A 25,553-nucleotide genomic window follows, 5' to 3' on the forward strand; every position below is an offset into this window, starting at 1 on the left:
GAGCCCTGCCGACACACGTCGGCAGGGCTCTCGTCGTGGGCGCCTTACGGTTCGGAGTAGCTGAAGTCGCCCACGGTCCAGGCACTGACGTCGCTGATCGCGACTCGGTACATTCCACCCGTCTCGGGAATCCCGACACTGCCCTGCAGGATCCGGGCGAGATGGAAGTGCAGGTGTGTGGGCGCCTCACCGCGGTCGGTTCGGTCCTCTGACCGATCGGCATCGAAGACACCGGAGAACTGGCCCAGCCGGTCCGAGTCCTTCAGCACCTCCGACACGCGCTCCCTCCACACGGCTTCGGGCGCCAGCCGGCCGGTGATGACGGCTCCGCCCACCACCACGGTCAGCGACATCTGATTGCTTTGCGCGGACTCCACCTTGGCGGCGATGTCCGCGAGCAGGTCGTCAGGTTTCGACATGAGAGCCGATTTTATGCAGCGGCCGGTCCTCTGTGCCCATTTCCTGTACGTGACCTTGTACGGGATCTCCGGCGCCGACGCGATGCCGGGGCACCGGACGGGTGGGGACCGGGGCGCTGGAGCGATGGTGACCCGGGCGCTGGAGCGCATGGTCCACCGTGCCGCCACTGTCAGTCGCCGCTGTCAGCCGCCACTGTCAGTCGGCGCAACATACCTACGCCTCGAGAGCACCGAAATCTATGCTCGCCGGAGTAGACATTGGCCGGTGATCTAGTTAAGGTTCTTTTCGTAGACACGGTCAAGAAGGCCCGGCAGACACGAACTGCCGGGCAGCGGTACATGAAGTTCGCAGGTCAGGGCGACTGTGGAGTTCCGAAGCCAGGTTGTTCGCAGGACGGTGACGGGACTGGCAGTCGCACTGGGCGGCTCGCAGGTTGAGGGGCCGCCGACAGCAACACCAGCAGTTCGCATCAAACAGAGGAAGGACGGAGGGAGCAGACGCCATCAGGATCGCCCGGCCCGGGAAGCATCATCCGGTCGGGTACCGCAAGACCCGGATTGGAAGGTGGTCCCCGGTCACGAATCCGCGATCCCCGCATTTCCGGCCCTCTCCCGGGCCGGGTAGCGGAAACAGCAGGTCGGCAGAGCAGTAAGGCCGACAGATGGTGTTCAATCCCTTCGGGGCCCTGGTGCCGCACGGCACCAGGGCCCCTCGACGCGTCGTACAACGAGGTGTAAATGACAGCAGATACTCCACTCAGCGGTCGTCTGGACGACGACGACTACCCCGCGTACACCATGGGCCGGGCCGCCGAAATGCTCGGCACCACTCCCGGCTTCCTCCGGGCCATCGGTGAGGCCCGTCTGATCACTCCGCTCCGCTCGGAAGGCGGGCACCGCCGGTACTCCCGCTACCAGCTGCGGATCGCCGCCCGCGCCCGCGAACTCGTCGACCAGGGAACCCCGATCGAGGCCGCCTGCCGCATCGTCATCCTCGAGGACCAACTCGAGGAAGCACAGCGCATCAACGCCGAGTACCGCCGCGCCGCGAAGGACGAGTCCGACAGCTCCAGCTGAGTACGTCGGCCAAGGCCCACTTCCCGGCCATGGCCCACTTCCCTATGGGCGACGGGCCCGGGCGGGGTGGCAACTTGCGGCGCTGGATCGTGTATTGGAGCGCGCTGGGAGGCCATCCGGCCAACGGCTGGGGAATCGGCCGGCCCGCTCCATCGCCGCGCCTCGGCCAGGGGCTCGTCGGGTCAACAACCTCAGCCCTTTGATCACCGGCTGTGCTTCTCCGCCCGATGCAGACGCTCGGCGTCCTCGACGGCACCCCACTCACGCGCACGCTCGAAGTGACGACTGATGCGCGCCGCACGCTCCTGCCGCTCGGCGTAGAAGTGCAGAGCGAGTGTCGCGCGCGTATGGCAATGAGCCCCAGCCCCCGGCTGCCTGAACGTCCGGCCGACGCGTCTCCGAGGCGAGCCGGGGCACGTACTCCCGCCTGTTGAAGCGGTAACTGAAGCCCCTCCGCCGTCCGTCCCGGTGTGACATGGGCCACTCGATCTTGTCCAGCGACTCTGTTGAGTGACATTGTCGAGTGACAACGTCATCCGCTTGAGGCATCGAGAGAATTGAGGGCGCGTCATGAAGACCATGCTTGCTGGGCGGCTCCGCCTGGACACCCGTACGTTCGCCGTCGAAGAGGTTCCCGTGCCCATCCCGGGCGCGGGGGAGGTGCTGGTCGAGGTGCGGGCCGCGGGGGTGTGCCTGTCCGACGTCCACCTGATCGACGGCAGTCTGAGCCCGGAGTTCCCTGTCGAGTCCGTCGCGGAAGCGGGTGCCGTCACCCTCGGTCATGAGGTTGCCGGCGTAATCCATGCCGTCGGGCCGGAGGTGGCCGGGGAATGGGCGCCGGGTACCCGGGTGGTGCTGCAGGCCGGGCAGGCGTGTGGCGGGTGCGGTGGGTGTCTGCGTCGTTCCTCGTGCCGGCAGCCGCTCACGCGCGGCGTGGACTATGACGGTGGCTGGGCCCAGTACGCCGTGGCGCGCGAGGACACCCTGGTCGCCATCCCGGACGGGCTCCCCTTCGACCAGGCCGCGATCATTCCTGACGCCGTCTCCACTCCGTACGCCGCCATCGTCGAAACGGGTGCGGTGCGTCCGGCGCAGGCGGTCGGGATCTGGGGTGCGGGTGGTCTCGGTGCGCATGGCATTCGGCTGGCCCGTATGGTCGGCGCGGCCCCGGTCATAGCCGTCGATCCGCTGCCCACAGCTCGGGAGCGGGCCCTCGCCTTCGGTGCCGATCTCGCGCTCGATCCGACGGCGGACGGTTTTGCCGAGGCGCTGGCGGAGGCCACGGCGGGGCAGGGGATCGAGGTCGCGTTCGACTTCGCCGGTGTACCCGCCGCTCGCGCTCAGGCGGTTGCCGCGCTGGGGGCCGACGGAATCCTGGTTCTCGCAGGGCTCACTCCGGAGTCGATCGTCGTCGGCGACAGCACCGGGTTCAGCTACCGGGGCAACCAGGTCCGTGGTCACTACGGCTCCGGGCCGGAGCATGTGGAACAGCTCATCGGCCTGACCTCCGCCGGACGGATCGATCTGGCTCCGTCCATCACTGCTCACATCCCGTTGGCGGAGGCGGCTGACGCCGTTGCCCGGCTGGAGAAGAAGATCGGCGATCCGATCCGGTTTGTTCTCATCCCGTCAACTACCCGTCGCTAAAGCGACGGGCTTGCACAACGGGCATCACTGGCGGTGATGCTGCGTTTGCGTCCAGCCCCACTCCGGCGGTGCTGCCGGGGTGGGTCAGAGGCCGTTGACTGGGCCCCGCGTCGCCACAACGCCCACGCGCGTGCGCGGATGTTGCGGGAGCTGTTCCGGTCTGCGTGATCAACGAATCCGCAGTTCCGGCATGCGAACCAGGCCTGAGAGACCCGGTTCGCCTTGTCGATGTGGCCGCATTCGGCGCAGGTGCGGGAGGTGTACGCCGGATCGACGTGCACCACCGGTACCCCCGTCTTGCGTGCCTTGTACGCGATGAACTGTCCCAGCTGGGCGAAGCCCCAGCTGGAGTGGGTGGCCCGTTGGGGCTTACGAAGCCGTACCCGTTCGCGGATCCCTGTCAGGTCTTCCAGGGCGATTCCGCGACCGGTGCGTTCTGCCTCGGCCACCACATGTTTCGCGATCTTGTGGTTGATGTCCTTCGCCCGCCTGGCCTCCTTGCGCCGCCGCTTCTTCAGGCGACGCTTGGCGGACGGGGTGTTCTTCTTCTGGAGTTTGGTTCGGAGTTTCCGTTCCCGGGCCCGGACGCGGTTGAGCTCCCGGCCAGCCATGATCTCGCCGTCACTCGTGGTGGCGATGTTCACGATGCCCAGGTCGATGCCGAGGAAGTCCACCGGCTCGGTGTTCGGCTCGGCCTCGGGGACCTCGCAGGTGGCGTTCAGGAACCACAGGCCGTCCCGCTGCAGCAGGTCGGATTCCCCCTGGCGGTACAGCGCCAGGGTGGCCAGTTGCTCGGGCGAGGCGGTGAACGCCACGTCCTTGATCCGCCCGGAGACCGTCCAGATCGACACCCTCCGGTCCGGGATCTGCCAGGACAGCATGCGGTCGTCGTAGGGCTGCGCGCCCTGAGGGCGGAAGGCGATCGGCTTCTCGGTCGCCCGGCGGTAGCGCTTGGAGCCGGGCCGGCCCAGGTTTCCGGCCTTCAGGTTCGCTCTGAGCGTGGTGTACGCGTCGCACGTCTTCTTGATCACGTGCTGGGCGGCCTGGGCTCCCAGGCCCCAGCGGCACTTGATCTCGCCGTAGGCGAGCTTGCGCAGCGCGAAGTTGTTCTTCACACCGTTTTCGAAAGCGAGGCGACTGGCCCAGGTGGCCGCCTCGTTGCAGGCGCGCAGGGTCGCCTCAAGTGCCGCCGCCTGCATGGGCGTCGGCAGCAGCTTCACCTGCACCACCAGCTTCACAACCGGGACGCTACCCGGCACCCCCGGGCCTCGCATTCGAACACGGGAAACTCCCGCCCGCCCGACCGCCCGGCTCTCCCGCCGCTCCGCGCCGGACGTCGCCGCGGTGCTCCGCACCCGCTCGCGCGGGGATGCAATTCCTCCCGGGCGTGAACGCCCGGGGTTCCTCGCAAGAATCCGCTGAAAAAGGTCTGAGAAGCCCCTCCGGCGACGTGAGTCGCGGGAGGGGCTTCATGTCTTGTGTCGGGCCGGTGGGTGGAGGTGGAGAGGTGTTTCCCCAGGCCCGGGGGCCAGCCGGACGCCGGGGCCGGCCGACGTTTCAAGGCCCCTGAACGTTCCGTCAATCAACCGTGTCGAGCAACACAATCGCTCGACATTGTCGAGTGACAATGTCACTCGTATAGTTCTGACCAGCGCCAGCCTGCGCCGGAACGAAAGGCAAGCTCATGACCCACGAGACCCCGCACGGAACCGAACCGATTCCCCAGCGTCCGGCCCTGCCGCTGGTCGGCCACGCGCTCGACATCCCCAGTGGCGCCGACGGCCTGCTCTACGCGATGAAGGAGGCCAAGGAGCTGGGGCCGCTGTTCAAGCTCCGCGTCTTCGGCAGCGAGATCAATGTCGCCTCCGGCCTCGAGCTCGTCACCGAGCTGTCGGACGAGAGCCGGTTCCGCAAGAACGTGCACTCCGACCTCGTAATCCTCCGGGAGATCGGTGGCGACGGGCTGTTCACCGCCTTCAACGACGAGCCCAACTGGCGCAAGGCGCACGACGTCCTGATGCCGGCGTTCTCCCTCGGCGCGATGCGCGGTTACCACGCGACGATGCTCAAGGTCGCCCGGGAGCTGGTCGGGAAGTGGGACCGGGCGGCGGGTTCGGAGCCCGTGGACGTCGCCGACGACATGACGCGGCTGACCCTCGACACGATCGGCCTGTGCGGTTTCGGCTACGACTTCGAGTCGTTCAGCCGGGAGGAACCGCACCCGTTCGTCATCGCCCTGTCCAGGGCGCTCGGCTTCGCCCAGGACAAGGGGGAGTCCATCCCCGGCGCGGAGCTGTTCAAGTGGAAGCAGGCGGAGCAGTTCCGCGAGGACGTGACCTTGATGAAGGACCTGGTCGACGACGTGATCCGGCAGCGCCGGGCGTCCGGCGACCAGAGCACCGACGACCTGCTCGGGCGCATGCTGCACACCACCGACCCGGTGACGCGCGAGCCCCTGGACGACGTCAACATCCGCTACCAGGCGATTACGTTCCTCATCGCCGGCCACGAGACCACCAGCGGTGCCCTGTCGTTCGCCCTCTACTACCTGACCAAGCACCCCGAGGTCCTCGCCCGCGCCCAGGCCGAGGTCGACGCGCTGTGGGGCGACTCGGACGCTCCCGAGCCGGACTACGGGGACATCGGCAAGCTGACATACATCCGCCAGGTGCTCAACGAGGGCCTGCGGCTGTGGCCGACGGCCCCCGGGTACGCCGTGGAGCCGCTCGAGGACACGGTCATCGGCGGTAAGTACTCCGTGCGCAAGGGCGAGTCGATCCAGGTCCTCATCCCGCAGCTGCACCGCGACCCCGCCTGGGGCGAGAACGTCGAGCTGTTCGACCCCGACCGGTTCCTGCCCGAGCGGGAGGAGGAGCGCCCGGTCCACTTGTTCAAGCCGTTCGGCAACGGTGAACGCGCCTGTATCGGCCGCCAGTTCGCGCTGCATGAGGCGACCCTCGTCCTCGCGCTCGTCATTCACCGCTACCGCCTGATCGACCACACCGACTACCAGCTGAAGATCAAGCAGTCGCTCACCCTCAAGCCCGACGCGTTCACCCTGAACCTGACCCGGCGCACCAGCGGGGAGCGGCGCCTGCCGACCGTCACCGCGAGCAACGCCACCGCCGCCGGGGACCGCCCCGCCGTCCGGCGCGCCACCGGAACCGCGCTGACCCTGCTGCACGGCTCCAACCTGGGCACCTGTGCGGGCATCGCCCGCGATCTGGCGGCGGACGGCGACGAGTACGGCTTCACTCCGTACGTCGCTCCTCTCGACGACGCCGTGGGCAAGCTCACCGACGCCGGCGGACCGGTGGTGATCGTGGCCGCCTCCTACAACGGCAGGCCCACCGACGACGCCACGGAGTTCACCGCCTGGCTGGAGGGTCTTGAGCCCGGCGCGCTCGACGGTGTCCAGTACGCCGTACTCGGTGTCGGCGACCGTAACTGGGCCGCCACCTATCAGCGCATCCCCACCCTCATCGACGAGCGGCTGACCGCGGCCGGCGCGACGTCACTGCTGGAGCGCGGCGCCGCGGACGCCGCCGGAGACTTCGCCAGCACCGTGGACCGGTGGACCGGCGACCTGTGGACCGCCCTGCTGGAGCGGTACGGATCCGCCACGGAAGCCGAGGAGGCCGAGCCGACCGCCGAACAGGAGGCGGGACTGGGACTGTACGAGCTTCAGGACGCGACCGACTCGGTCATCGGCGGGCTCGCGGCACGGCACGGCGTCCAGCCGATGGAGGTGCTGGACGCGTACGAACTGGTCGACATGGACCACGGGCTGGGCCGCTCCAAGCGCTTCCTGCGGCTGCGGCTGCCCGACGGCGTCACCTACCGCACCGGCGACCACATCGCCGTACTCCCCGGCAACCCCGGCCATCTCGTCCAACGGGTCGCCGCACGCTTCGGCCTCGACCTGGACCGCACCGTGCGACTGCGGGCCCGCCGCCGCAGCCGGGGTGCCCTGCCCGTCGACCGGCCGCTGACCCTGCGGCGCCTGCTCACCGACTTCGTCGAACTGCAGGACCCCGCCACGCAGGAGCAGGCCGCCGTGCTCGCCGAGCACACCGCGTGCCCGCCCGAGAAGCGCCCCTTGGCCGAACTCGCCGCGGCGGACCAGGAGACCTTCCGCGAGCAGGTGACCGTCGCCGGGCACAGCGTCCTCGACCTGCTGGAGCAGTACCGCGCCTGCGAGCTGCCGTTCGAGGTCTTCCTGGAATTGCTGCCCGTGCTGCGCCCGCGCCACTACTCGATCTCCTCGTCCGCCGCGGCGGCACCCGGCGAGGTCGACCTGATGGTGTCGCTGCTCGCCGCGCCCCACCGAGGCCGCGAGGGCACCTTCCGCGGCATCGGCTCGCACTACCTGCAGACCGTGAACGCCGGCGACACCGTCCAGGCCAAGGTGCTGCCCTGCAGCGAGGCCTTCCGCCTGCCGCAGGACGAGTCGGTGCCGGTGATCCTGGTCAGCGCGGGCACCGGCCTGGCTCCCTTCCGCGGGGCCGTCCTCGACCGCCACCGCACCAAGTCGACCGGCACCCTGTTGTGCTACTTCGGCTGCGACCACCCGGACGTGGACTACCTGCACCGTACGGAGCTCGAGGCGGCCGAGGCAGCCGGCGCCGTCAGCATGCGGCCCACCTTCTCCTGCGCCCCCGAGGACGGTGCCCGCTTCGTCCAGGACCGCATCGCCAAGGAGAGCGACGAGGTCTGGGCCGTACTGGAGGCCGGTGGCCGGGTCTACATCTGCGGGGACGGCCGCCGCATGGCCCCCGCGGTACGGGAGGCGTTCATGGCGATCTACCGCAAGCACACCGGCGCGGGCGGCGACGAGGCAGGCGCCTGGCTGAGCGCCCTGATCGAGTCCGGCCACTACGTGGAAGACGTCTGGGCCGGCTGACCTCCCAGGGTGCGGTGGACCGGCTGACCACCCAGGGTGCGATGCCGACGCACGCCGCACTCCCCGCCGAGCCTGCCAAGCCCGCCGAGCACGGCGGGCCCGCTGACCGACAGGGCCACGGACGCCCCCTCCCCCCATGTCCGTGGCCCTGTCTTCTTCGCAACCGGGCGCGGACGCTGCTGTGACGGCGACGGTGACGGTGAGGGCGGCGACGGCGAGGCCGGCCTGTTCCGCCCTCCCGTCACTTCGTCGGCAGGGTCATGAGGTCCATTCGGCCTCCGGCGAGCGCGACGACAGCAGAGACCAGGGCTTGCAGACAGGTGAGCTCGGCCTCCTCGTCGGGCAGTGAGAGATGCTGCACCGAAAGGCCGTCGAAGCCGGCCAGGAAGAAACGGGCGAGGGTCTCCGCCGGCTGGGCGAGTTGGTGACCGGTGCGCTGGGCCGCCTCGGTCACCAGCTTCGTCGTCACGGCCATCGTCTCGCGGGAGTGGCTCTCAAGGGCTTCCTGCAGCCGTGGTGTCCTGAGCGCGAACATGGACAGCTCGTGGAGCAGCTGGTGGGTGGTCGGCTGCTCGCGCAGGGTCCGCCACAGGGCGGTGGCGAGCGCCGCGATCGACTCCTCGAAGCCGGCGTCCGCGGGCGCCGCCCGTTCGACCTGGGCGACCAGATCATGTTTGAGCTGCTCCATGACGGCCCGGTACAGATCTTCCTTGGTGCCGAAGGTGTAGTGCACCGTCGCCTGGGCCACGCCCAGCTCGGCTGCGATGGCACGGGTACTTCCGGCAGCCACACCCTCCCTGGTCATGAGGTCGATGGCGGCCTTGATCAGCTGAGGGCGGCGCTCCGCCGCGGAAACATGAGCCATGGGGAACATCATATCGACTTGGTCCAGCGATCAAGTCGTACGACCAAATTGCGGCGGCGGCACCACCGCGTGGACCGGTGGTGCCGCCTCGTGTCGCGTGCCCTGCGCCGGGATGGGCGGGCGGGATCAGTGGCTCAGCCCCTGCACTGCTGGATCGCGCTGCAGCCCCGGGTGTACGGGTTCGCCTGTTCCCGCGGGATGTTCAGGTTCGTGTCCATGTCGAGGTTGGCGGTCCCGTCGTCAAGCGGGTCGTAGTGGTGGTTGGGGTTGTAGTTGGGGTTCGCCACCCAGCGTTCCTGCTCGAAGGTGAGACTCTGCAGCTGGAGCAGGCTGCCGGTCGCCCGCGCCTGCATACGGTAGATGTGCACGCCGGTGATCGCCTGGGGCGGAATCCTGTGGAAAGCGACCCATTCGTCCTGGTTCCGGTAGGTGTTGTACATGTTCGGGTCGCCACGGAGCTGGTCGGGAACGTACATGAGGACCCGCGCGTACTGCGGGTTGATCGTGTAGACGAAGGTCCTGGCTTCGACGACCGCGTGCTCGCAGTGCGACGTGACGAGCCATCCGATGACCGGGATGGTCTGGCCGATCGTCCAGCCCGCCCCCTGGCAACGCGGCTCACGGGCGGCGGCGTCGAGGTTGTTCAGCCCCTGGCTCCGGGCGAACGTCTCCGCGACGTCCCGCGTACCCGTCGTGGAGATGTAGCCGCTGTTGAGGTCCCGGTCTCCGTGGACATGGGCGATGAGGTCGTAGTTCGTGCCCCGGGATTCAAAGCCGTTGGCGAAGATGTCGTTCGGGTTCCGGGAGTCGCCGCGGTACAGCACACCGGGCAGCTGGGCCTGCGGCCGCGCGCCGTTGGGCTCGTTCTGCGCGCTCGCGGAACCGGTGGTCGTCACGAGCGCACCGGCGGCGACCAGCGTCACGAGAAGGAACTGCAGGACGAGATGGAAGGGCTTCGGCAGTCGGCGCTGCGTCCGCCACCGAGGCGCCCGGCGCTGAGGGCCCGCCACTGTGTGTGAGTGGGGCATACGTGGTTCTCCCGTGCTCGGTCTGCCGTTGTCCGGCCTGACTGCACCGAGGCTGGCGAGGGGAGAGTTGATGGTCACCCCCGTTTCATCAGGCAAATCAATTCGCGCCGGGTGAGGTTTTGATTGGCGGAGGGTTTGTTCGGCCCGGCCGGCGGGGGGGTCGGGGGCGGGATCGGCGACGCGCGAGTCGCCCGTCGCCCTCGCCACTTGCAGTGACGGTCGCAACCGCGCTCCTCATCCGGCTCCGATCGGGATCAGAGAGCCGGATCCGACGGCCCCACGATCGCCCGCAGCGCCGCAAGGTGCCCCTGATACGCATCCCGGCCTTGCCGGGTCAGCCGGAGCCACACTCGCTGCCGGGTGTCGCGGACGGCCTTGCGCTGCTCGACGTAGCCGGCATCCATCAGCACGGTGACGTGCTTGCTCAGTACGGAGGCGGAGAGCTCGAGCTGCTTCTGGACCAGACCGAACTCCGCCTCGCCCGCGACGTCCAGGAGGGCGCAGATGCGCAGCCGGTTCGGGGCGTGGATGGTGGTGTCGAACCCCTCCAGCCGGTCGTGGATCTCGGCGCTCTCGGCGCTCATGACGTCTTCCGGTGCAGGCGTACGAAGGCAAGGTGGAAGCCGACGGACACGGCGACACCGATCAGCGAGGCCGCGAACAGCCACACCGGCTGTCCAGTGGCGCGGAAGACGAACCCCGCCCCCATCGGCAGCACAGGCAAGCCGATGCTGAGCGGCACGGTCGCCCGCTTCGGCAGTACGTCCAACCGCAGCGCCACCCCGGTCTTGGCGCGCCACGCGTTCCCCGCGACGACGAAGAGCGCGAGGTACACCGCGGCGCTCGTCACGATGATGGCGGCCCACGCGGAACGCGGCAGCAGCCACTCCGGGTCGGCCGCGAAGCCTCCGAACGTGATCGGGAGCGCGGCGATATAGAGCGTGAGCGTGATGAAGAACCAGTTCGGCCACGGTGTGGCCGACAGCGCCGCGGCGGAGGCCCGTACGTGCTCGGTGTCGGCCAGGGCGGCGTGGGCCTGCTCCGGCGTCAGTCGTACCCCGTTAGTTTCCATACCGGAAAGAGTAGCGGTCAGTTTCCGATATGGAAAGAGTCGAGTTTCCGGTACGGCAAGCGACCTGTCCGGCACTCTCGTCGAGCGCCGGACAACGCTGGTCGCACAGAGTCGTACAGAACCGCCCGTACTGCCTGCCGCACGAGGCCTCACGCACTGTCGGCCGCGGCGGCCTTCGCGCTCCGTTTGTCGCTGACCAGGTACGCCAGTCCGGGAAGAAGCAGAGCCGCGATGAACCACAGCTGAAGCGTGAACAGCACCTCATCGCCGACCAGCCATCTGATGAGCAGCACTGTCGGCAGGACGACGACGAGGCCGAGCGCCCAGTTCTTGACTATGCCCAGACTGCCGCGCCGCGTTTCCCAGACGACCGTGACGGCCGCGAGAAGGACGTAGATGGCTATGCGATCGACGGTGAACTCCACCTGCCCGGTCCATCGCACCAAGCAGGAGAGCAGCAGCACGACGCCGAATGCGAAGCAGGCCATCGCGGCCATACGCAGCACCCGGAGGGCGAGCGGAGCGCGGGCCCGTGCCCACATCGCGGCAAACGCTCTGACATCGCCACCGACGACGTCCTGGGGCGTACGGCCCGCAGCCTCCGCGTCTTCCAGGTGCGCCGTGAGCTCGTCGAGCATCTCCCGTACGGATGCGTCGTCGATCCCTCTGTACTCCCAGTTGCTGCGGCAGACCGCGAGTATCTGCTCGTTGGTCATGGCGTGCGTCATGGCGTGCTCTCCCCCGTGATGGATTCGGTGTCGGTCAGGTGTCGGTGTCGGTGTCGGTGTCGGTCAGGATTCGGTCCACCTGCCCGGTGAAGGCGCGCCACACGGCCTGGCCGCTGGTCAGTTCGGCGCGCCCCGCCTCGGTCAGGCGGTAGTACTTACGCGGGGCGCCGCCGCTCGAGGACGGCGCACGATACGAGGAGATGAGCCGAGCCCGTTCCATCCGGGCGAGCAGCGGATAGATGCTGCCCTCGCTCACCAGCTCCAGCCCGCTGTCCGCCAACGCCTCCACGAACTCGTAGCCGTACCGCGGCCGGCTGGAGATCAGCGACAGCAGACACAGATCAAGGACCCCACGCAGGAGCTGACTGCGCCGCTGGTCATCCGATTCGGGCGCCCCCTTTGTCATGCGGTACAAGGTAGTCGGCATTGCCATGCGCCGCAAGACACTTGCGCCGCAGGACAGTCAGCCGCCACAGGAAACTCAGCCGTTCCGGCTCGTTCCCGCCCGTCCCGGCTCGTTCCGGCTCGGCAATTCCCACACTTCGAATCAGAGTGATATGCATCACGCCGGAATTTTACCGAATGGGATTGATTGACTGATTACTGCTGGTAACAGCTGCACTCTTTTGAATCCCAATCGGGCATTCTCCACCACAGGTGGCAATTCAGCCGATTCTCGAGGTCGGCGAAATTAGCACCCGCGACGGCCGGAGAGCCTCTTCGTCCTGGTCACTGGTGTGTGCGGGTGGCGGAGATTGTGTGCCGACGGCTGAATCCGTACGTCCTCATGGGCCGGGCGGACCTCGTCAGGGCCGGTCGGCAGCAGTACGGACGTTCATTGCCCGGTGCGCTCGCCGGTCCCCATAATGACCGGGCTCGCCAGCGCTGCGCTGCTTTGCTGCCAATGCCGGACCACTGAGTGAGGCCACGTATGAACAAGCATCGCCAGAAAAAGAAGCGCCGGAAGATATCCCGTACCGCAGTCATCGTGGTGGCTGCGGGCGCCGTGGGTATTCCTTCGGTCGCACTGGCGAGCGGCAGCGAACTGGGAGGCTTGCGCAGCGTGGCGTCCTCCTGGCTGGGATGGGGCGGCGGCACATCGGATCAAGTAGCCGACGCGGAGCCCTCGCGGACGCCCTCCGCGTCCCCGGCCACCCCCAAGGCGAGCCCTTCTCCCCGTACCACTCCGGCGAAGACCCCGAAAGCGTCCCCCTCGACGTCCAAGAGCCCCAGTCCCACCCCGACGCGTCCCCGCACCAAGCCCGACAGGCCTGCTCCGCCTCCAAGCACGCCGACTCCGAAGACCACGCGTCCCAGCAAAGCTCCGAGCGCCCCCGCCAGCACCGCGGATTCCGGCCCCACGAGTCGTGTGCTGGCTCTGGTCAACGCCGAACGCGACAAGGCAGGTTGCGGCCCGGTGACCACGAACGCCAAGCTCACCAAGGCCGCCCAGAACCACAGCCAGGACATGGCCGACCACAAGAACATGTCGCACACCGGTTCCGACGGTTCGGACATGGGCGAGCGGCTCGCTCGCGTCGGATACAACTTCAGGTCGGCCGGCGAGAACGTCGCCGCCGGATACGGCACCCCCGAAAGCGTCATGGACGGCTGGATGAACAGCCCTGGCCACAAGGCCAACATCCTCAACTGCGGCTTCAAGGAGATCGGCATAGGCCTGGCCCAGCCGGGCAACTACTGGACGCAGAACTTCGGGTCGTAGCCGGACGGCATCCCCGGCGTGGGCCGACCTGCCCGCCGCGTCACGGTGTGGTTTAGGGGACGGCCGTGGCCGATTGAGGGTATCCACCTGCAGGGAGATGTGTGTGATCGTCTGGGTGAACGGTGCGTTCGGCAGCGGGAAGAGCACGCTGGTGGATGAACTGCGTCCGCGCTGGCCCGAGGCGCTGGTCTTTGACCCGGAGATGGTCGGCTACGTGCTGCGCGAGATCGTTGAGGTACCAACCGGCGATTTTCAGGATCTGCGGCTGTGGAGGCGGCAGGTCGCGGACCTCGCCGTGGGGCTCGTCGAGGAGTATCAGCGGCCCGTCCTGGTGCCCATGACGCTGATCAACCCCGGCTATGTCGAGGAGATCTTCGGTGCCCTGAAGGACGCGAGGATCGCTGTCCACCACTTCTTCCTCAAGATCTCCGAGGACGTGCTGGTGAAGCGGATCGACGGCCGGAGCTTCACGCCTGACGATCCCGCGCAGGATGAACGGGTGCGCGGGTGGTGCAAGTCCAAGATCGAGTCATGTATGGCCGCGGTGGACACGCTGCCCAGTGACACCGTGTTCCTGGACGGCGAGTTGAGCCCGCGAGAGTTGGCCGACTACGTGCTGGCCCGCGTCGGCGCGGCCCCGGGCCGGTAATCCGGGACCTCGCCGACAGCCGGCCACTGGAGCGACTCTCGGTCTCGGAGGAAGGGGCCCAGGGGTTCCCGCCCGGCGACCGCGTGGAGCGGTTCACCGTCTAGAACGTACGGCGCCTGCGCGGCAGCGACGGCGCCTCTGTCCCCGAAGCTGGCACATCGCCGAGCTCGACGACGCGGGTCAGCCGGTCCGCCTCGCGGCAGCTACTGCCGACCTGACCCGCATCATCGACGCGCGGACCCGTGCGGGAACCCGCACCAACTCCCTACGCCCCTAGGGCCTTCGCGCGCGGGGACAGCCTGAGGCTTGCGGAACTAATCGGTTTCCGCCGACGTCATGTCGTTTGTGACACAGGGTGGGAGCACGATGGGCGAGGAGCCGACGTGGGCAGAGCTTCTGCTCAACTTCGCTCTCATGGGCGCTGTCCCGGTCGTCGTCGGAGGAGCGGTACTCCTCTCCCTCATCGGGCTGACGATGTGGGTGACAGCGCGACTGCGACGGCGCACGCGTACAGGCTCCTCTGCTGACTAGCCACCTTCCGTTTGGATCAGCGGGCGGCAACCCTCGACCCCGTACGCTGAACCGCATGAAGCGGTTGATCGTCGCAGCAGGAGGAGGGGGCGACGCAGTCGCCGCCGCAATGTTTCACGCCGCCCTCTACGACGAGGACCAGGCGGTGATCCTCACGTACGCGTGGGACCGCCTCCTGATCGACCCGGTACCGGGCCCCCGCGGACCGGACAGCTTCACCGGCCTCGAACCGATGACTCCGGCCGTGTGGGCAGTGCCGGCCAAAGCCCGCCCGATCGCCCCGGCAGGCTCCACTCTCCCCCGCCTTGCGGCAGAGCTCCCGCACACGTTCGCGCTGATCGATCCGCACCACGGCACCGAGGGCATCACCCGCCAACTCGAAGAACTCATCAGCCACTTGTCACCAGCGTCGATCGATCTCCTGGACGTGGGAGGCGACATCCTCGCGCGGGGCGACGAGCCGACGCTGAAGAGCCCGCTGGCCGACGCCGTCACACTCGCCGCCTGCTGCCAGGTAAATGCTCCGATCCGGCTCCTGGTCGCGGGGCCAGGCCTGGACGGCGAGCTCCCGCCCGACGACCTGCGCGGTGTACTCGGCCCGCTCGTCCGCACTTTGACGGCGAAGGACGTGGAGCCGATCAGCTCGGTCCTGGAGTGGCACCCGTCCGAGGCCACCGGGATGCTCGCGGCAACAGCCCGAGGCATACGCGGCACCTGCGAGATGCGGGACGCCGGACTCCCCGTCCCGCTCACCGACGAAGGCCCCACGGTCCATGAGGTCGACCTGGACGACGCGTTGAGCCGCAACCAACTGGCCCGCGCCATCATGGCGACCACCACCCTGGACGAAGTAGAAGCGCACAGCCGTGAAATCTGCGGCTACTCGGAGATCGACTACGAACGCAACAAGGCCGCCCGGCTCAAGGAACAGCCACCGGTGAAGCTCGACCCCGAGGCCGTGCTATCCCAACTCGACCAATTCGAGGCCGAAGCCCGAAGCAGCGGAGCCACCCACACCACGTTCCGCCGCATCACCGAGGCGCTGAACCTCAACGGCTCCCTGCGCGAGGACCTGCGCCAACTGCTCATCAGCAAGCGCCCGCAGCAGTACGCCGCACCACTGTGGAGAATCACGGCCAGTGGCACGACGATCCAGGGGGAACCGACACCATGAGCGCATTCAGCAGCGACCTCGGCCTGAGCGTGCAGGACACCGGCAACGGCACCGAACTCGACGTGGCAACCAACTTGCTGAACGGCGACATCAGACTGTCGATCCTCTGGACCCAAGAAATCCTGCTGTCCCCGGATGACGCCGACCAGGTGGCCCAATCGCTTCAACGGGCTGCGGAACAAGGGCGCAGGATCGCAGCGGACCCAGGCGTGGCATCTCGGCGAGCGCCACTCAGGCCCAACTGAGCCTAGATAGGACCCAGCCGAGTGTCGAGTCTCAGTTGATGGTTGACGGGTCGGCGCCGGGTGATGCTTGACGTCTGCCCTAGACGATCTTCCGGCGGTTATGTTCGCCGGACTTACGGACCACGACCTCCTTCCTGGTGACACGCGGGACGGTGGTGATCAGCTCCTGGCCGTGGAAAACCCGGATCGTTTCCTCGTCCAGATGGGCGGTGACGACTTGGTGGGCATAGCCGCGGCCGAGCTGGATGCGCTGTCCGGCAACCATGAAGCCGCCGACGCTGCTGACCGTCCGCTCGGCGACCTGCTCGGCGGGCGGTGGCAGCTGGGGAGGAGGCCCGGCCGGACGGCCCCCTTGCAGACGCCCGCAGGCCGAAGGCGGCAGCGGGCTGGGCAGGGTGGCCTGCAGAACACGCTGCTCGTCCAGGACCTGCAGGACTTTGCCGTCGAGCCGGAGCGTGACCCGCTGTCCCGCGAATGGCCAGCCGATGAGGACCTTGTCGCCGCCGAGGCCGACGTAGCCGACCGCATTCACGGTCCGGTCCACCTCCACCGCCCCCTTCGCGTCCGTCGCAGGGCCAGGCTCGTCCGCCCACGGTCCGGCGGGATGGGCACCTCCGCCCGCCAGCAAGGCTTTGAGATCTCGGCCCGACAGCTTCGAGGGCAGGGTCTTGTGCCGTGCACCGCCGATCAGCACGTGCAGCCGGTTCACGTCAATCCGCAAGGTCACCGTGGTGCCGGCCAGGGACGGACCGAACCAGATCTGCTGCCCGCGCAGGCTCAGGTTTCCCGAGGCGGGAACCACCCGGTCCACCTCGATCGCACCGACCTCACCCTCGGTCATCGGCCAGACCACCGGCTCGGACGGAGGCACTGGGACATCCGGACTCGGGACCGGGTCGAGGCGGGCGGGCAGGACCACCGGCAGCGCATCCTGCTCGGACCGCGGCCGGGGAACGAACCTGCTCGCCGGGACGGCCATGTCCAGGGCCTGGTGCGGCCGCATCCGGTTGTAGTCCTCCAGCCAGGAATCAACCGCCGCCTGCGCTGTCGCCAGGTCAGTGAACGGGCCGTGGTCGTCGAGGAGTTCACGCCTGAGCGTCTGATGGAACCGCTCGATCTTTCCCGTGGTGGTCGGTGACTGCGGCTTGGTGAGCCGGTGGGTGATGCCGTTCTCCCGGCAGATCCGGTCGAACATCGTCTCTCCCGGTCTGCCGGAGCCGAACCGCGCGGTGAACTGCTTGCCGTTGTCCGTCAGCACCTCCTCCGGCACTCCGAACCGCCTCAACGCTTCCCCGAAGGCCAGAAACACGGCCCGGGCCGTGGCCCGCTCCACCACCTTCGCGATCACCATGAACCGCGAGTGGTCGTCGATCCCGGTGACCATCTTGCACTCGCCACCACCGGCAAGCAGGACTCCACCGACGATATCCATCTGCCACAACTCCATCGCCGCCGACCGCTCCCACCTGCGGTAATCCGACCGGCGTCTCCTGCGTGCTCCCGGCTCGACGAGACCATTTCGGACCAGGACCCGGTAGACCGTCGCCCGGGAAGGCACCGGCACGATGCCCCTGCGTTCCAGCTCGTGCACCAGCCTGCGCGGACCCCAGCCGGGATGCCGGCGCCGCAGTTCACACACCACCGCCTCCACCCCCCCGGCGATCCGGTGCGGACACGAGGCCGGACGATGCGACCGGTCCGCCAGACCCGCCAGACCCGACTGCTCGTACTTGCGCACCCAGGAATGCACCGACTGCCTCGACACCCCATACCGGGCCGCGACTTGAGTGACCGGAACCCCCGCGGCGACCTCCATCACCGCGTGATACCGCTGCTCGACCACGCTCAACTCCACCAGCACGGCCCCGGCCCTCCCCGCACACGCCGATCAGGACGCGCACAGCCAAGCCGAGGCAAGCGGTGTCAAGCATCAGGTGAAGCCACAACGTCAAGCATCAACCGAGATAGGACAACATCCCAGCCGAAGCCTGAGTAACAACTTTCTCTACGGGTTCAAGCACCCGTCGTCGCTTCGCTCCTCCGGGCGGGCACACAGGCATGAGGTCAGAACACATCGTGGCTGGGGCGGTCGACTCCACGGCTTTAGGCAGCCACTTTGGGGCGAGCCTCTAAGATCATGGCCCCAACGTCGTACTTTAACGGGCAGGTCCACAGACTGCCCGACTCGCCATCAGCTTACGGGCCATGATCACTCGCCCCAAAGCAGCTCCAGCCCAAAGCCGCTCCACCGACCTTGCTAGTAGCTGCACCCCGTAGAGGGCGCGCATCTAAATGGGCTTCGGGGGCTCCTCGCGGCCGAAGTACATTCCTTTCATCATCATCACAGACGATGCATAGTTCGGCCCATAGTGACTTGCAGCTGAGGGATCGACTGGAGAGTAGATCCATCTCGCCGGTCCAGACGGACCACCCTGCGCCCGGCCAAAGTAGGATGCCTCGGTTTGATACTCAGCCACAATTGGGATCAGCCCGCCCCCAAGACTGATATGGCCCTGATCGCGAACATTCACTCTCCGCGTCATAGTGCACATCACGTTGGGGCCAACGGTGACGTTCCTTGCGGATACCTGACGTACTGCTCTCGCGAGCAGGCGAGCGATGGATTCGGGGTGAGCAACCCTACCTAGAGCCCTTCGTAGACTCCTTTCCAGCTGGATCCTCTCTCGAGTAAGAAAAGGTTGGCCCGCGACGTGGAGCATATAACCACGCTCGGGTGGGAGCCATCCCAGATGCACAGAGAATTCCTGATCAGCTTCCTCCCTCCATGCCTCACTTAGATCCTGAGCATTGCTCACGACGCAGAGGAATGCTTGCAGCTCGTCTGAGCTATCCGGAAGGTTGAATCGGCCGGCCTGCTTCACTCCGACGTAGCCGGCGCCAACGAACGAGGTTCGACGAACAGCCCGTCTGTCTCTAGGCCTCACAGCCAAGGGAAGGTTTCGAATATCACGTGAAGCACTTTTCGCCAGACCTTCAAGCAACTCAACTAGCGGAATGTTGGGCACAGAGAGGCACCGCATAAGAAGTTCATCGCTTGTTTCTCGATGGGAGCATCGCGCCAGGCCGGTAAAAGCGAAATTAGCCATATTGCCGAACAAGGTCGCCTTATTTGCTACTTCCTCCGCGATTTTCCCGTTGAGGAAAGTAAGCCTCCGGTCGGACGCTTGGACCACAAAATCGTGCGTTACGCACGTGAGTAGCAGAGTCAATGCACTCCCCCTACCGCTCGAGGCTTCCCCGCCTCGCACTGATGGGGCATCTTACGTCCGATCATCCTGAAATGGCGTCGAGGTGCACATACTGGCAAGTGCCGCCAACCGAGCAGCAGATCATGACGCTGTCGATTAGGCGGCTGCAAGCCACGGCCGACGATGATCAGTCGTGCCAGACGTCCCCCAGCCCGGGGAGTCAGGTGAGAAAGGGGAACTTCCGATCATCGAAGGGGAGGCAACGGGGCCGCCTCGGGGCCGTCGGAGGATGCTCAACGACAACCAACGCTGACAACCGTCGACAGCTACGTCGCAGGTCACAGCGTTGATTAATTACACGGCCGCAGGTCAGGGACCCAGCCCCGCACTTCTTCGGCTACTGATTGCACTCGACGGCCCTTGACTCGCCCATTGAGACTCCACCGACCTAGAGGACGCCGCTCATGTAGCAGCCTGGTTACAAGGCGTGGAAGCCTTCCCATCTAGCCGCCGCGCCCGGGTATGTCGGTGGCATGAAGAAGCGCACGGGTGCAGTAGTTGTTGCGGCTCTCAGCTTTGTCCTCTTCTCTGTTCTCATCTGGAAGGGCCCGTGGTGGGCAGATGCAGGACACCTTGGACCAGGCCTAACGCCAGGAACGGGAGCGGTTGTGACAGGCTTCCGCACTGCTGTAGTAGCAGTGGGGGCAGGAGCAGTAGCGGCCGTTGGCCTCTTTTACACGGATCGCCACTACCGCCATACGCTCAGGCTGTTTGAACATTCACGGGGAATGGACCGACAGCAGGCCGAGCTGACCCGAGAAGGACAGATTTCCGACAGGTACTCCACTGCCATATCTCTTCTGGCATCTGAAGAAACAACAAAGCAATTTGGGGGGCATTTTTGCGCTTGAGCGAATCATGCACGACTCACCGAGAGATCATCTAATGGTAGTAGAGGTGTTGGCGGCATTCATTCGGGAGAACGCCCCGGAGCCCGATCCTGCTGATCCTCTCTACTTGGAAGACGGACGGAAGCATCAGCCGTCTGAGTGCGTGCAGGCAGCCCTGACCGTCTTGGGGAGGAGGCCTGAGCGATCGGAACCCTTCCGGATTAACCTAAAGCGCACCGATTTACGAGGCGCTGACCTTGCAGGAGCCCGCCTGGACGGCGTATGCCTTGTCAAAGCCTCGCTACGGACGGCCGACCTCAAAGGAGCGAGTCTTGTTGGAGCCGAGTTGCGTCGGGCACGGCTGGAAGGCGCGGATCTGACAGACGCAGATCTCACAGAGGCTGACGTAGACCGGGCGCACTTCCGTTCAGCCCATCTAACCAATGCCATGCTCAGCACCGTGCGCGGCCTTCGCGTGAATCAATTGCTACAAGTCCATAAACTACCTGGCGTCCGGCTTCCGGATGATTTGACATCGGATGCGCGAATCACAGCCAAGATGACTAGGTAAACCCTCACACTTCGCGTCGCCACTCACCGGATGAGAGGTCCACTGCGTTCTAACCTCCCTCCGGTGAGTGTCTAACTGCGTGACAACGTCGACGCACAGCCACAAACAAGCGCGGACGCCTGCAGACCATCGCAGCAGGTGAGAGGCGCACCAGCCCAAGGTAGACCGCCCACCTAAGTTGCTTCGGGACGAAGAGGTCGCAGCGTCCTCTGCCTGCGGCGATTGAACCGCCACGCCGGCTTGCCTAGTTACCGAGAAGATCGAGCAAGAGCCGTTAGAGGAGCATGCCTTGACGTCGAGGCCTCGGGTGGATCCGCGACTAACGGGCTGCCGCTCGGCGTGATCTAGTCAGAGTTTCAGAGAAACCGGTTGTTGACCAATACACTCTGCAGTTGACTACCCAGGATTGGGAGAGCGAGGGGGCGCAACATGCTGGAGGAGGCACTGCTGTCTGCAGCCGCAGCGGGCGGCATCGCGGTGGTGGAGGCCGCAGGCACGGAGGCATGGACAGGGTTGCGGCAGGCGATTGCAGGGTGGTTCGGGCGCGGCAACGAACAACGCGCGCAGGCAGAGCTGGAGCGTTTGGACCAAACCGCATCCGCACTCGAAGCCTCTGATGCGGACGCTACAGATCGGGTGCGCATCCGCCAAGAGGCGATCTGGCAGGCACGGATCGAGGCCACGCTGGAGAGCCTGGATGAGGCGGAACGCGACCAAGCCGCTGACGAACTAACTACTCTGCTTGCCCAGCACACGCCTCACAGCGGAGTATCGGCCGGCCAGGACGGGCTTGCCGTTGGTGGCAACGTGAACATCCAAGCCGAGGGAGGCTCGATCGCAGCTGGGGTCATCCACGGAGGCGCGCAGATCGGCCGCCCTCCGGTGCCGGATCCGTCCCAGGGCTGAACGGACCGGCAGTTCCATGCCCACTCCCACAGCCCGCGGGCACCGCTATGCCAGGCAGCGTATCGGTCCATGCCGGTCAGAACAGCGCAGCGGTCGGGGTCATTTACCAGGCCGCGCCCCGCGTGCTGGCCGCGTGGCCGTATCAGGTCGGAGTGATCCCACCCCAAGCGGAGTGGTTCCAGGACCGAGCCGAGACCAGCCAACTGGCCCAGCTGCTGGCCAACGCTGGGACCCCGGTCGTCGAATCTGCTAACCAAGCGCTGCCGGGCGGGGTGTTGGCAGGAATGGGTGGGGTTGGCAAAACTCAGCTTGCCGCCCGCTACGCGCGCACTGCCTGGCAGACAGGCGCGCTGGATCTGCTGGTGTGGATCACTGCGAGCAGTCGTAGCGCCGTCGTAGCTGGCTATGCCCAGGCAGCGGCAGAAATCTTGGGCGCCGACTCAGGCGATCCGGAAGCGGCGAGGGCGTTCCTGGCCTGGCTGGAGCCTAAGCCACAGCCCAGCCCGTGCCGCTGGCTCGTGGTTCTGGATGACATCGCCGACCCCGTCGACTTGAGCGGGTGGTGGCCGCCAGCCAGCCCGTACGGCCGCGTCCTGGCCACCACTCGCCGCAAAGACACCGCCCTGGCCGGGAGCGGTAGACGCCTGATCGAAATCGGCCTGTTCACGGAATCCCAAGCCCTGGCCTACCTCGAGAGCGCTCTTGCCAGCCACGGCCGCGTCGAGCCCGAAGAGCAGCTCACCGCCCTCGCCGACGACTTGGGCCAGCTGCCGCTTGCGCTGTCCCAGGCTGCCGTCTACCTGATAGACACCGGCATCACCTGCCGGATCTACCGGGGTCTGCTGGCCGACCGCACCCGTTCTCTGGCCGACGCTGCCCCCGACGTCCTGCCCGACGACCAAACCCACACCGTGGCCGCTGTCTGGAGCCTGTCCGTCGACCGCGCCGATACCTTACGCCCCGCTGGTCTGGCCCGGCCGGTGCTCCAGCTTGCCTCGGCTATGGACCCGAACGGTATCCCTGAGCACGTTCTCGCGAGCGAGCCCGCCCTCACCTACCTCACCGCTCACAGACCGTGCTCTGATGGCGATCAGGCGGAGTACAGCGTCTCTGGCGACGAAGCACGTGCGGCTCTGCGAGTCCTGCACCGTCTCAGCTTGATCGATCATTCTCTGGACGCACCGCAGTCACGCGTTCGAGTCCATCAACTCGTTCAACGCGTCACACGCGAGGCCCTCTCGTCCGTCGATCACGCTGATGCGATGTGTTCAGCCGCTGACGCACTCTTGGCTACTTCCGGTAAGTTCCGGGACGACAGGGTTGATGAGAGGGACTTTATAGCAAATGCTCAGGCAGTGATTCAAAATGCACAAAGCGATCTGTGGAACCCTGAGCCGCACCCGTTGCTCGCGCAGCTCGGCGCCAGCCTTGGGGCCGATTGGCAATTCGATGCAGCCCTGACTCATTTTCACCAACTAGTGGATGCAACAAACCACCGACTAGGTGCGGACAGTCGGGACACTCTCGCGATGCGATACAACCTTGCCTATTGGATGTGGCGCGCGGGAGACCTAGGGGGTGCTTCCGCCGCACTCGACGACCTGTTGGGCGACGCACGACGCGTAGTCGGGCCTTCGGACCACCTCACATTGGCAACTCGCCGGGTTCTAGCCAACGTTAGAGGTGAAGCCGGAGAGGTAGCCACTGCCGTAACAGAACTCGCGAGAGTTCATGAGGATGCCGTGAAGAACCGCGGGGCAGCTGATTCCTTTTCCATGGACGTTCGCCATAACCTTTCCTACTGGCAAGGCCTGGCTGGCGACACGACGCTGGCGGCGGACGGAATAAAAGAAGTACTCTCTATGCGCCACCAGGAAATCGATCCCGAACGCATGACAGAAGAGGAATTCGATGCCATTTTGAGCGGACTCACCAGCCTCATCGAACAGCGCGGGAGAGCTGGAGACGCAGCGGAAGCAGTCGAGCAATACACGAAACTTGTTGATGGACTCGGCCAGCATGTGGGCTTGAACCACGAGACCGTCCGCTCCATGCGCACGAGCCTTGCCTGGTGGAAGGGATGCGCAGGCGATATTTCGGGGGCAATCGCGGACTATACCGCTCTATTGGAAGAGGAATCAGACCTTGAGGCTCGCCATCCGCACATCCGATCACTCCTTCATAATCTGGGGTACTGGAAGGGCAGATCCGGCGACCTTTCGGCAGCAATAGAGATCCTCTCGGGTCTCCTGGAGTCGGAACTCCGAGAATTGGGACCAAATCATCCGGATACGCGACTGACGCGTCTCGCCCTCACTCGATTCCACTGGGCCGCCGGCACTGTAATGAAATTGCCACCTCGCTAATCTGCAACATAACATTCAACGTATGCCACCCTGCGAAACATTGGTTTCTTACATCGTGTTACTGCCGGGAGGCGCAGAGCCAGTAGACTTCCGAGGACTACAAGTTGACGCCGACTCTCGGAGGGCGCCGATCTGCGCGTCTCCGTGGATGACCCCGGCACCATCAGCCTCCGGATACGCGGACCATTCGTGGACGGGTTGCCTACTCCAGGACGGTGGCGCATCGCTGACCAGGAGGAACGCAGCCAGCTGAAGCGCCCTCCGGAACCGTGTGCATCTGCGCCTCAACGCAGGCGAACAGCAATGAGCCTCACACCACAGCGGTGCCAGGCTCACTGAGTTGTGGCTACCGGAAGAGGTTTACCGGAACCGTGAACCTGTCCTCCAGGTCCTTCCAGAGGGTGTCGCCGGTGACCAGCGGCCGGTTCAGGCGCTCGCCAAGGGCGATGCACAGGGCGTCGCCCAGGGCGAGCGTCCGACCGCCGTAGTGCTGTCGTTCGCGATAGGACTCGTAGACGAGCTTCCCGGCCCGGACCGCCTCGTCCACACTGGTGGGCTCGACGCACAGGCCGAGGGCCGTGAGGTCCTGGTGGAGCTGATCAGGCGGATTAAGGTATCCGCGGCGGAGACAGACGGTGGTCACCTCGGCGAAGTTGGCGGTCGACATGCTCGACTCAGGCAACAGCTCGTCGACGAAGTCGGCTCCCTCCTCACGGAAGACCCACGCCAGTACAGCGCTGGAGTCAAGGACGACGGGGGTTTCGCGGTTCACTCTGGTACTCCTCGAGAAGGCCATCGGGATCGGGTGGACCAGCCCCGGAAAAGGGCTGATCTGGCTCCCGAGAGGCGCCCAGGTGGTCGAACCGGGTGGCGTCGGCGCCGCGCAGAGTGCGGATGTCACCGACGGCGTCGAAAGCCTCCGTCTCCGCGGTCGGCGGGATGCCGGCGCGGATACGGTCCTTGACCGCCTGCGGGGTCTCCACGATGACGACGCCGGGGCGCAGGGCCCGGAGGATCACCTCGGCCCCCTCGGTTAGGCCGACGGCCCGCTGAAGGGCGACGGGAACCGTCACCCGGCCGCGGGGGCCGACCTTGGTGCGAGTGGGCTCGCTCATGCTTGTTGCTCCTTGTAGGGGGCCGGCTCCGTGCGCACGAAACCAGGCTGCGAATCCCCCCTCGGCGTCCCGAACAGGAATGACATCCGTCCGGGATGCCCGGCGCGACTGCCTCACTGGTGGGCAGGTCTTTCCCCCGCAACTAGGCGAGGGAGCGCCGCTCATCCTTTCTAGGGGAGAGGTCTCCTTTTTGGTGTCCTCTGTTTCTGGTCGCAGGCCCGGCGCCACCTTCGCTCAACCCGGAATGCTGAGGACGCGGCTTGTGGGCTTACGACCATCACGATACACCTAACACTATCCGTGTCACCAATCTGATCTTGTCCCACATCAAGTGGAGTGTGGGCCGACTCTTCGCGCTCACCGGCAACGCAGGCGGCACGCCGGCGCCGAACGAAGAGGTCGTGCCAGATCCGTGTCAGGTCGTGCGGGGAACCA

21 protein-coding genes and 1 pseudogene are annotated in these 25,553 nt (G+C 66.4%); 11 read left to right on the forward strand and 11 right to left on the reverse strand.

All coding sequences use genetic code 11. From position 1 onward, the window contains the following. Positions 1-44: 44 nt before the first annotated feature. A complete protein-coding gene (locus ACQEVY_RS22005; RefSeq protein ID WP_328770112.1) occupies positions 45-419 on the reverse strand; it encodes a hypothetical protein in 375 nt (124 codons plus the stop codon). A 738-nt stretch (positions 420-1,157) separates the two neighbouring features. Here ACQEVY_RS22005 and ACQEVY_RS22010 point away from each other — a divergent pair. Together ACQEVY_RS22010 and ACQEVY_RS22015 are read left to right on the forward strand one after the other, a co-directional pair. After that, entirely contained in the window at positions 1,158-1,496 is a 339-nt protein-coding gene (locus tag ACQEVY_RS22010; protein WP_328770113.1) for a MerR family transcriptional regulator, read from the forward strand. Between the two features lie 570 nt (positions 1,497-2,066). Continuing rightward, positions 2,067-3,143 carry a zinc-binding dehydrogenase gene (locus ACQEVY_RS22015; protein ID WP_432951066.1) on the forward strand — a complete coding sequence of 359 codons (1,077 nt, stop codon included), beginning with the start codon at positions 2,067-2,069 and terminating at the stop codon, positions 3,141-3,143. Here the strand turns inward: ACQEVY_RS22015 and ACQEVY_RS22020 are convergent. Beyond that, positions 3,140-4,381 (reverse strand): RNA-guided endonuclease InsQ/TnpB family protein, encoded by a 1,242-nt coding sequence (locus ACQEVY_RS22020; RefSeq protein ID WP_432951068.1) that lies wholly within the window; start codon positions 4,379-4,381, stop codon positions 3,140-3,142. The genes ACQEVY_RS22015 and ACQEVY_RS22020 overlap by 4 nt on opposite strands. Before the next feature lie 446 nt (positions 4,382-4,827). On the opposite strand from ACQEVY_RS22020, the gene ACQEVY_RS22025 reads away from it, so the two are divergent. Beyond that, positions 4,828-8,046 (forward strand): cytochrome P450, encoded by a 3,219-nt coding sequence (locus ACQEVY_RS22025; RefSeq protein WP_432951070.1) that lies wholly within the window; start codon positions 4,828-4,830, stop codon positions 8,044-8,046. A 241-nt stretch (positions 8,047-8,287) separates the two neighbouring features. Here ACQEVY_RS22025 and ACQEVY_RS22030 read toward each other — a convergent pair whose 3' ends face one another. From ACQEVY_RS22030 to ACQEVY_RS22055, 6 genes are all read right to left on the reverse strand, one after another. Further along, a complete protein-coding gene (locus tag ACQEVY_RS22030; RefSeq protein ID WP_432951072.1) occupies positions 8,288-8,911 on the reverse strand; it encodes a TetR/AcrR family transcriptional regulator in 624 nt (207 codons plus the stop codon). Between the two features lie 134 nt (positions 8,912-9,045). Then, positions 9,046-9,939, reverse strand: a complete 894-nt coding sequence (locus tag ACQEVY_RS22035) for a hypothetical protein (RefSeq protein ID WP_432951074.1) — start codon at positions 9,937-9,939, stop codon at positions 9,046-9,048. Between the two features lie 254 nt (positions 9,940-10,193). Beyond that, a complete protein-coding gene (locus ACQEVY_RS22040; protein ID WP_432951077.1) occupies positions 10,194-10,523 on the reverse strand; it encodes a transcriptional regulator in 330 nt (109 codons plus the stop codon). Then, entirely contained in the window at positions 10,520-11,011 is a 492-nt protein-coding gene (locus ACQEVY_RS22045) for a hypothetical protein (protein WP_432951079.1), read from the reverse strand. The genes ACQEVY_RS22040 and ACQEVY_RS22045 overlap by 4 nt, the downstream gene beginning before the upstream one ends. 149 nt (positions 11,012-11,160) lie before the next feature. Then, positions 11,161-11,739 (reverse strand): hypothetical protein, encoded by a 579-nt coding sequence (locus tag ACQEVY_RS22050; protein ID WP_432951081.1) that lies wholly within the window; start codon positions 11,737-11,739, stop codon positions 11,161-11,163. A 34-nt stretch (positions 11,740-11,773) separates the two neighbouring features. Further along, positions 11,774-12,145 (reverse strand): PadR family transcriptional regulator, encoded by a 372-nt coding sequence (locus ACQEVY_RS22055; protein ID WP_432951083.1) that lies wholly within the window; start codon positions 12,143-12,145, stop codon positions 11,774-11,776. Between the two features lie 525 nt (positions 12,146-12,670). On the opposite strand from ACQEVY_RS22055, the gene ACQEVY_RS22060 reads away from it, so the two are divergent. From ACQEVY_RS22060 to ACQEVY_RS22080, 5 genes and pseudogenes are all read left to right on the forward strand, one after another. Then, positions 12,671-13,462, forward strand: a complete 792-nt coding sequence (locus tag ACQEVY_RS22060; RefSeq protein WP_432951085.1) for a CAP domain-containing protein — start codon at positions 12,671-12,673, stop codon at positions 13,460-13,462. A gap of 103 nt (positions 13,463-13,565) precedes the next feature. After that, the gene (locus ACQEVY_RS22065; protein ID WP_432951087.1) at positions 13,566-14,111 is read left to right on the forward strand and encodes an AAA family ATPase; all 546 of its coding nucleotides are present in this window, start codon (positions 13,566-13,568) and stop codon (positions 14,109-14,111) included. Positions 14,112-14,215: 104 nt separating this feature from the next. After that, a pseudogene (locus ACQEVY_RS22070) lies at positions 14,216-14,388 on the forward strand (PH domain-containing protein); the annotation flags it as partial. A 363-nt stretch (positions 14,389-14,751) separates the two neighbouring features. After that, a complete protein-coding gene (locus tag ACQEVY_RS22075) occupies positions 14,752-15,816 on the forward strand; it encodes a DUF1152 domain-containing protein (protein ID WP_432955338.1) in 1,065 nt (354 codons plus the stop codon). Continuing rightward, positions 15,813-16,061, forward strand: a complete 249-nt coding sequence (locus ACQEVY_RS22080) for a hypothetical protein (RefSeq protein ID WP_432951089.1) — start codon at positions 15,813-15,815, stop codon at positions 16,059-16,061. Before ACQEVY_RS22075 ends, ACQEVY_RS22080 begins: the two co-directional genes overlap by 4 nt. Positions 16,062-16,140: 79 nt before the next feature. On the opposite strand, the gene ACQEVY_RS22085 is transcribed toward ACQEVY_RS22080, so the two are convergent. Continuing rightward, on the reverse strand, positions 16,141-17,910 hold the full coding sequence (locus ACQEVY_RS22085) for an IS481 family transposase (RefSeq protein ID WP_432955339.1): 1,770 nt from the start codon (positions 17,908-17,910) through the stop codon (positions 16,141-16,143). 2,305 nt (positions 17,911-20,215) lie between these two features. On the opposite strand from ACQEVY_RS22085, the gene ACQEVY_RS22090 reads away from it, so the two are divergent. From ACQEVY_RS22090 to ACQEVY_RS22100, 3 genes are all read left to right on the forward strand, one after another. Next, positions 20,216-20,731, forward strand: a complete 516-nt coding sequence (locus ACQEVY_RS22090; RefSeq protein WP_432955341.1) for a pentapeptide repeat-containing protein — start codon at positions 20,216-20,218, stop codon at positions 20,729-20,731. 429 nt (positions 20,732-21,160) lie between these two features. Next, positions 21,161-21,637 carry a hypothetical protein gene (locus ACQEVY_RS22095; RefSeq protein ID WP_432951091.1) on the forward strand — a complete coding sequence of 159 codons (477 nt, stop codon included), beginning with the start codon at positions 21,161-21,163 and terminating at the stop codon, positions 21,635-21,637. A 152-nt stretch (positions 21,638-21,789) separates the two neighbouring features. Beyond that, positions 21,790-24,003 carry an NB-ARC domain-containing protein gene (locus ACQEVY_RS22100; protein WP_432951093.1) on the forward strand — a complete coding sequence of 738 codons (2,214 nt, stop codon included), beginning with the start codon at positions 21,790-21,792 and terminating at the stop codon, positions 24,001-24,003. A gap of 346 nt (positions 24,004-24,349) precedes the next feature. Here the strand turns inward: ACQEVY_RS22100 and ACQEVY_RS22105 are convergent, their stop codons facing one another. Together ACQEVY_RS22105 and ACQEVY_RS22110 are read right to left on the reverse strand one after the other, a co-directional pair. Continuing rightward, complete coding sequence (locus tag ACQEVY_RS22105) at positions 24,350-24,775, reverse strand: type II toxin-antitoxin system VapC family toxin (protein ID WP_432951095.1); 426 nt, start codon at positions 24,773-24,775, stop codon at positions 24,350-24,352. Beyond that, entirely contained in the window at positions 24,747-25,118 is a 372-nt protein-coding gene (locus ACQEVY_RS22110; protein WP_432951097.1) for an AbrB/MazE/SpoVT family DNA-binding domain-containing protein, read from the reverse strand. Before ACQEVY_RS22110 ends, ACQEVY_RS22105 begins: the two co-directional genes overlap by 29 nt. Positions 25,119-25,553: the final 435 nt, after the last annotated feature.

It is taken from the genome of Streptomyces sp. CA-288835, from assembly GCF_050936385.1.
Classification (GTDB): domain Bacteria; phylum Actinomycetota; class Actinomycetes; order Streptomycetales; family Streptomycetaceae; genus Streptomyces.

Excerpts from the sequence above, each read along its gene's own strand:
- ACQEVY_RS22095 (WP_432951091.1), top strand. The coding sequence starts at position 21,161 with ATGCTGGAGGAGGCACTGCTGTCTGCAGCCGCAGCGGGCGGCATCGCG.
- ACQEVY_RS22040 (WP_432951077.1), bottom strand. The coding sequence starts at position 10,523 with ATGAGCGCCGAGAGCGCCGAGATCCACGACCGGCTGGAGGGGTTCGAC.
- ACQEVY_RS22045 (WP_432951079.1), bottom strand. The coding sequence starts at position 11,011 with ATGGAAACTAACGGGGTACGACTGACGCCGGAGCAGGCCCACGCCGCC.
- ACQEVY_RS22005 (WP_328770112.1), bottom strand. The coding sequence starts at position 419 with ATGTCGAAACCTGACGACCTGCTCGCGGACATCGCCGCCAAGGTGGAG.
- ACQEVY_RS22025 (WP_432951070.1), top strand. The coding sequence starts at position 4,828 with ATGACCCACGAGACCCCGCACGGAACCGAACCGATTCCCCAGCGTCCG.
- ACQEVY_RS22060 (WP_432951085.1), top strand. The coding sequence starts at position 12,671 with ATGAACAAGCATCGCCAGAAAAAGAAGCGCCGGAAGATATCCCGTACC.
- ACQEVY_RS22015 (WP_432951066.1), top strand. The coding sequence starts at position 2,067 with ATGAAGACCATGCTTGCTGGGCGGCTCCGCCTGGACACCCGTACGTTC.
- ACQEVY_RS22090 (WP_432955341.1), top strand. The coding sequence starts at position 20,216 with ATGGTAGTAGAGGTGTTGGCGGCATTCATTCGGGAGAACGCCCCGGAG.
- ACQEVY_RS22035 (WP_432951074.1), bottom strand. The coding sequence starts at position 9,939 with ATGCCCCACTCACACACAGTGGCGGGCCCTCAGCGCCGGGCGCCTCGG.
- ACQEVY_RS22050 (WP_432951081.1), bottom strand. The coding sequence starts at position 11,739 with ATGACGCACGCCATGACCAACGAGCAGATACTCGCGGTCTGCCGCAGC.
- ACQEVY_RS22030 (WP_432951072.1), bottom strand. The coding sequence starts at position 8,911 with ATGGCTCATGTTTCCGCGGCGGAGCGCCGCCCTCAGCTGATCAAGGCC.
- ACQEVY_RS22055 (WP_432951083.1), bottom strand. The coding sequence starts at position 12,145 with ATGACAAAGGGGGCGCCCGAATCGGATGACCAGCGGCGCAGTCAGCTC.
- ACQEVY_RS22075 (WP_432955338.1), top strand. The coding sequence starts at position 14,752 with ATGTTTCACGCCGCCCTCTACGACGAGGACCAGGCGGTGATCCTCACG.
- ACQEVY_RS22010 (WP_328770113.1), top strand. The coding sequence starts at position 1,158 with ATGACAGCAGATACTCCACTCAGCGGTCGTCTGGACGACGACGACTAC.
- ACQEVY_RS22110 (WP_432951097.1), bottom strand. The coding sequence starts at position 25,118 with ATGAGCGAGCCCACTCGCACCAAGGTCGGCCCCCGCGGCCGGGTGACG.
- ACQEVY_RS22080 (WP_432951089.1), top strand. The coding sequence starts at position 15,813 with ATGAGCGCATTCAGCAGCGACCTCGGCCTGAGCGTGCAGGACACCGGC.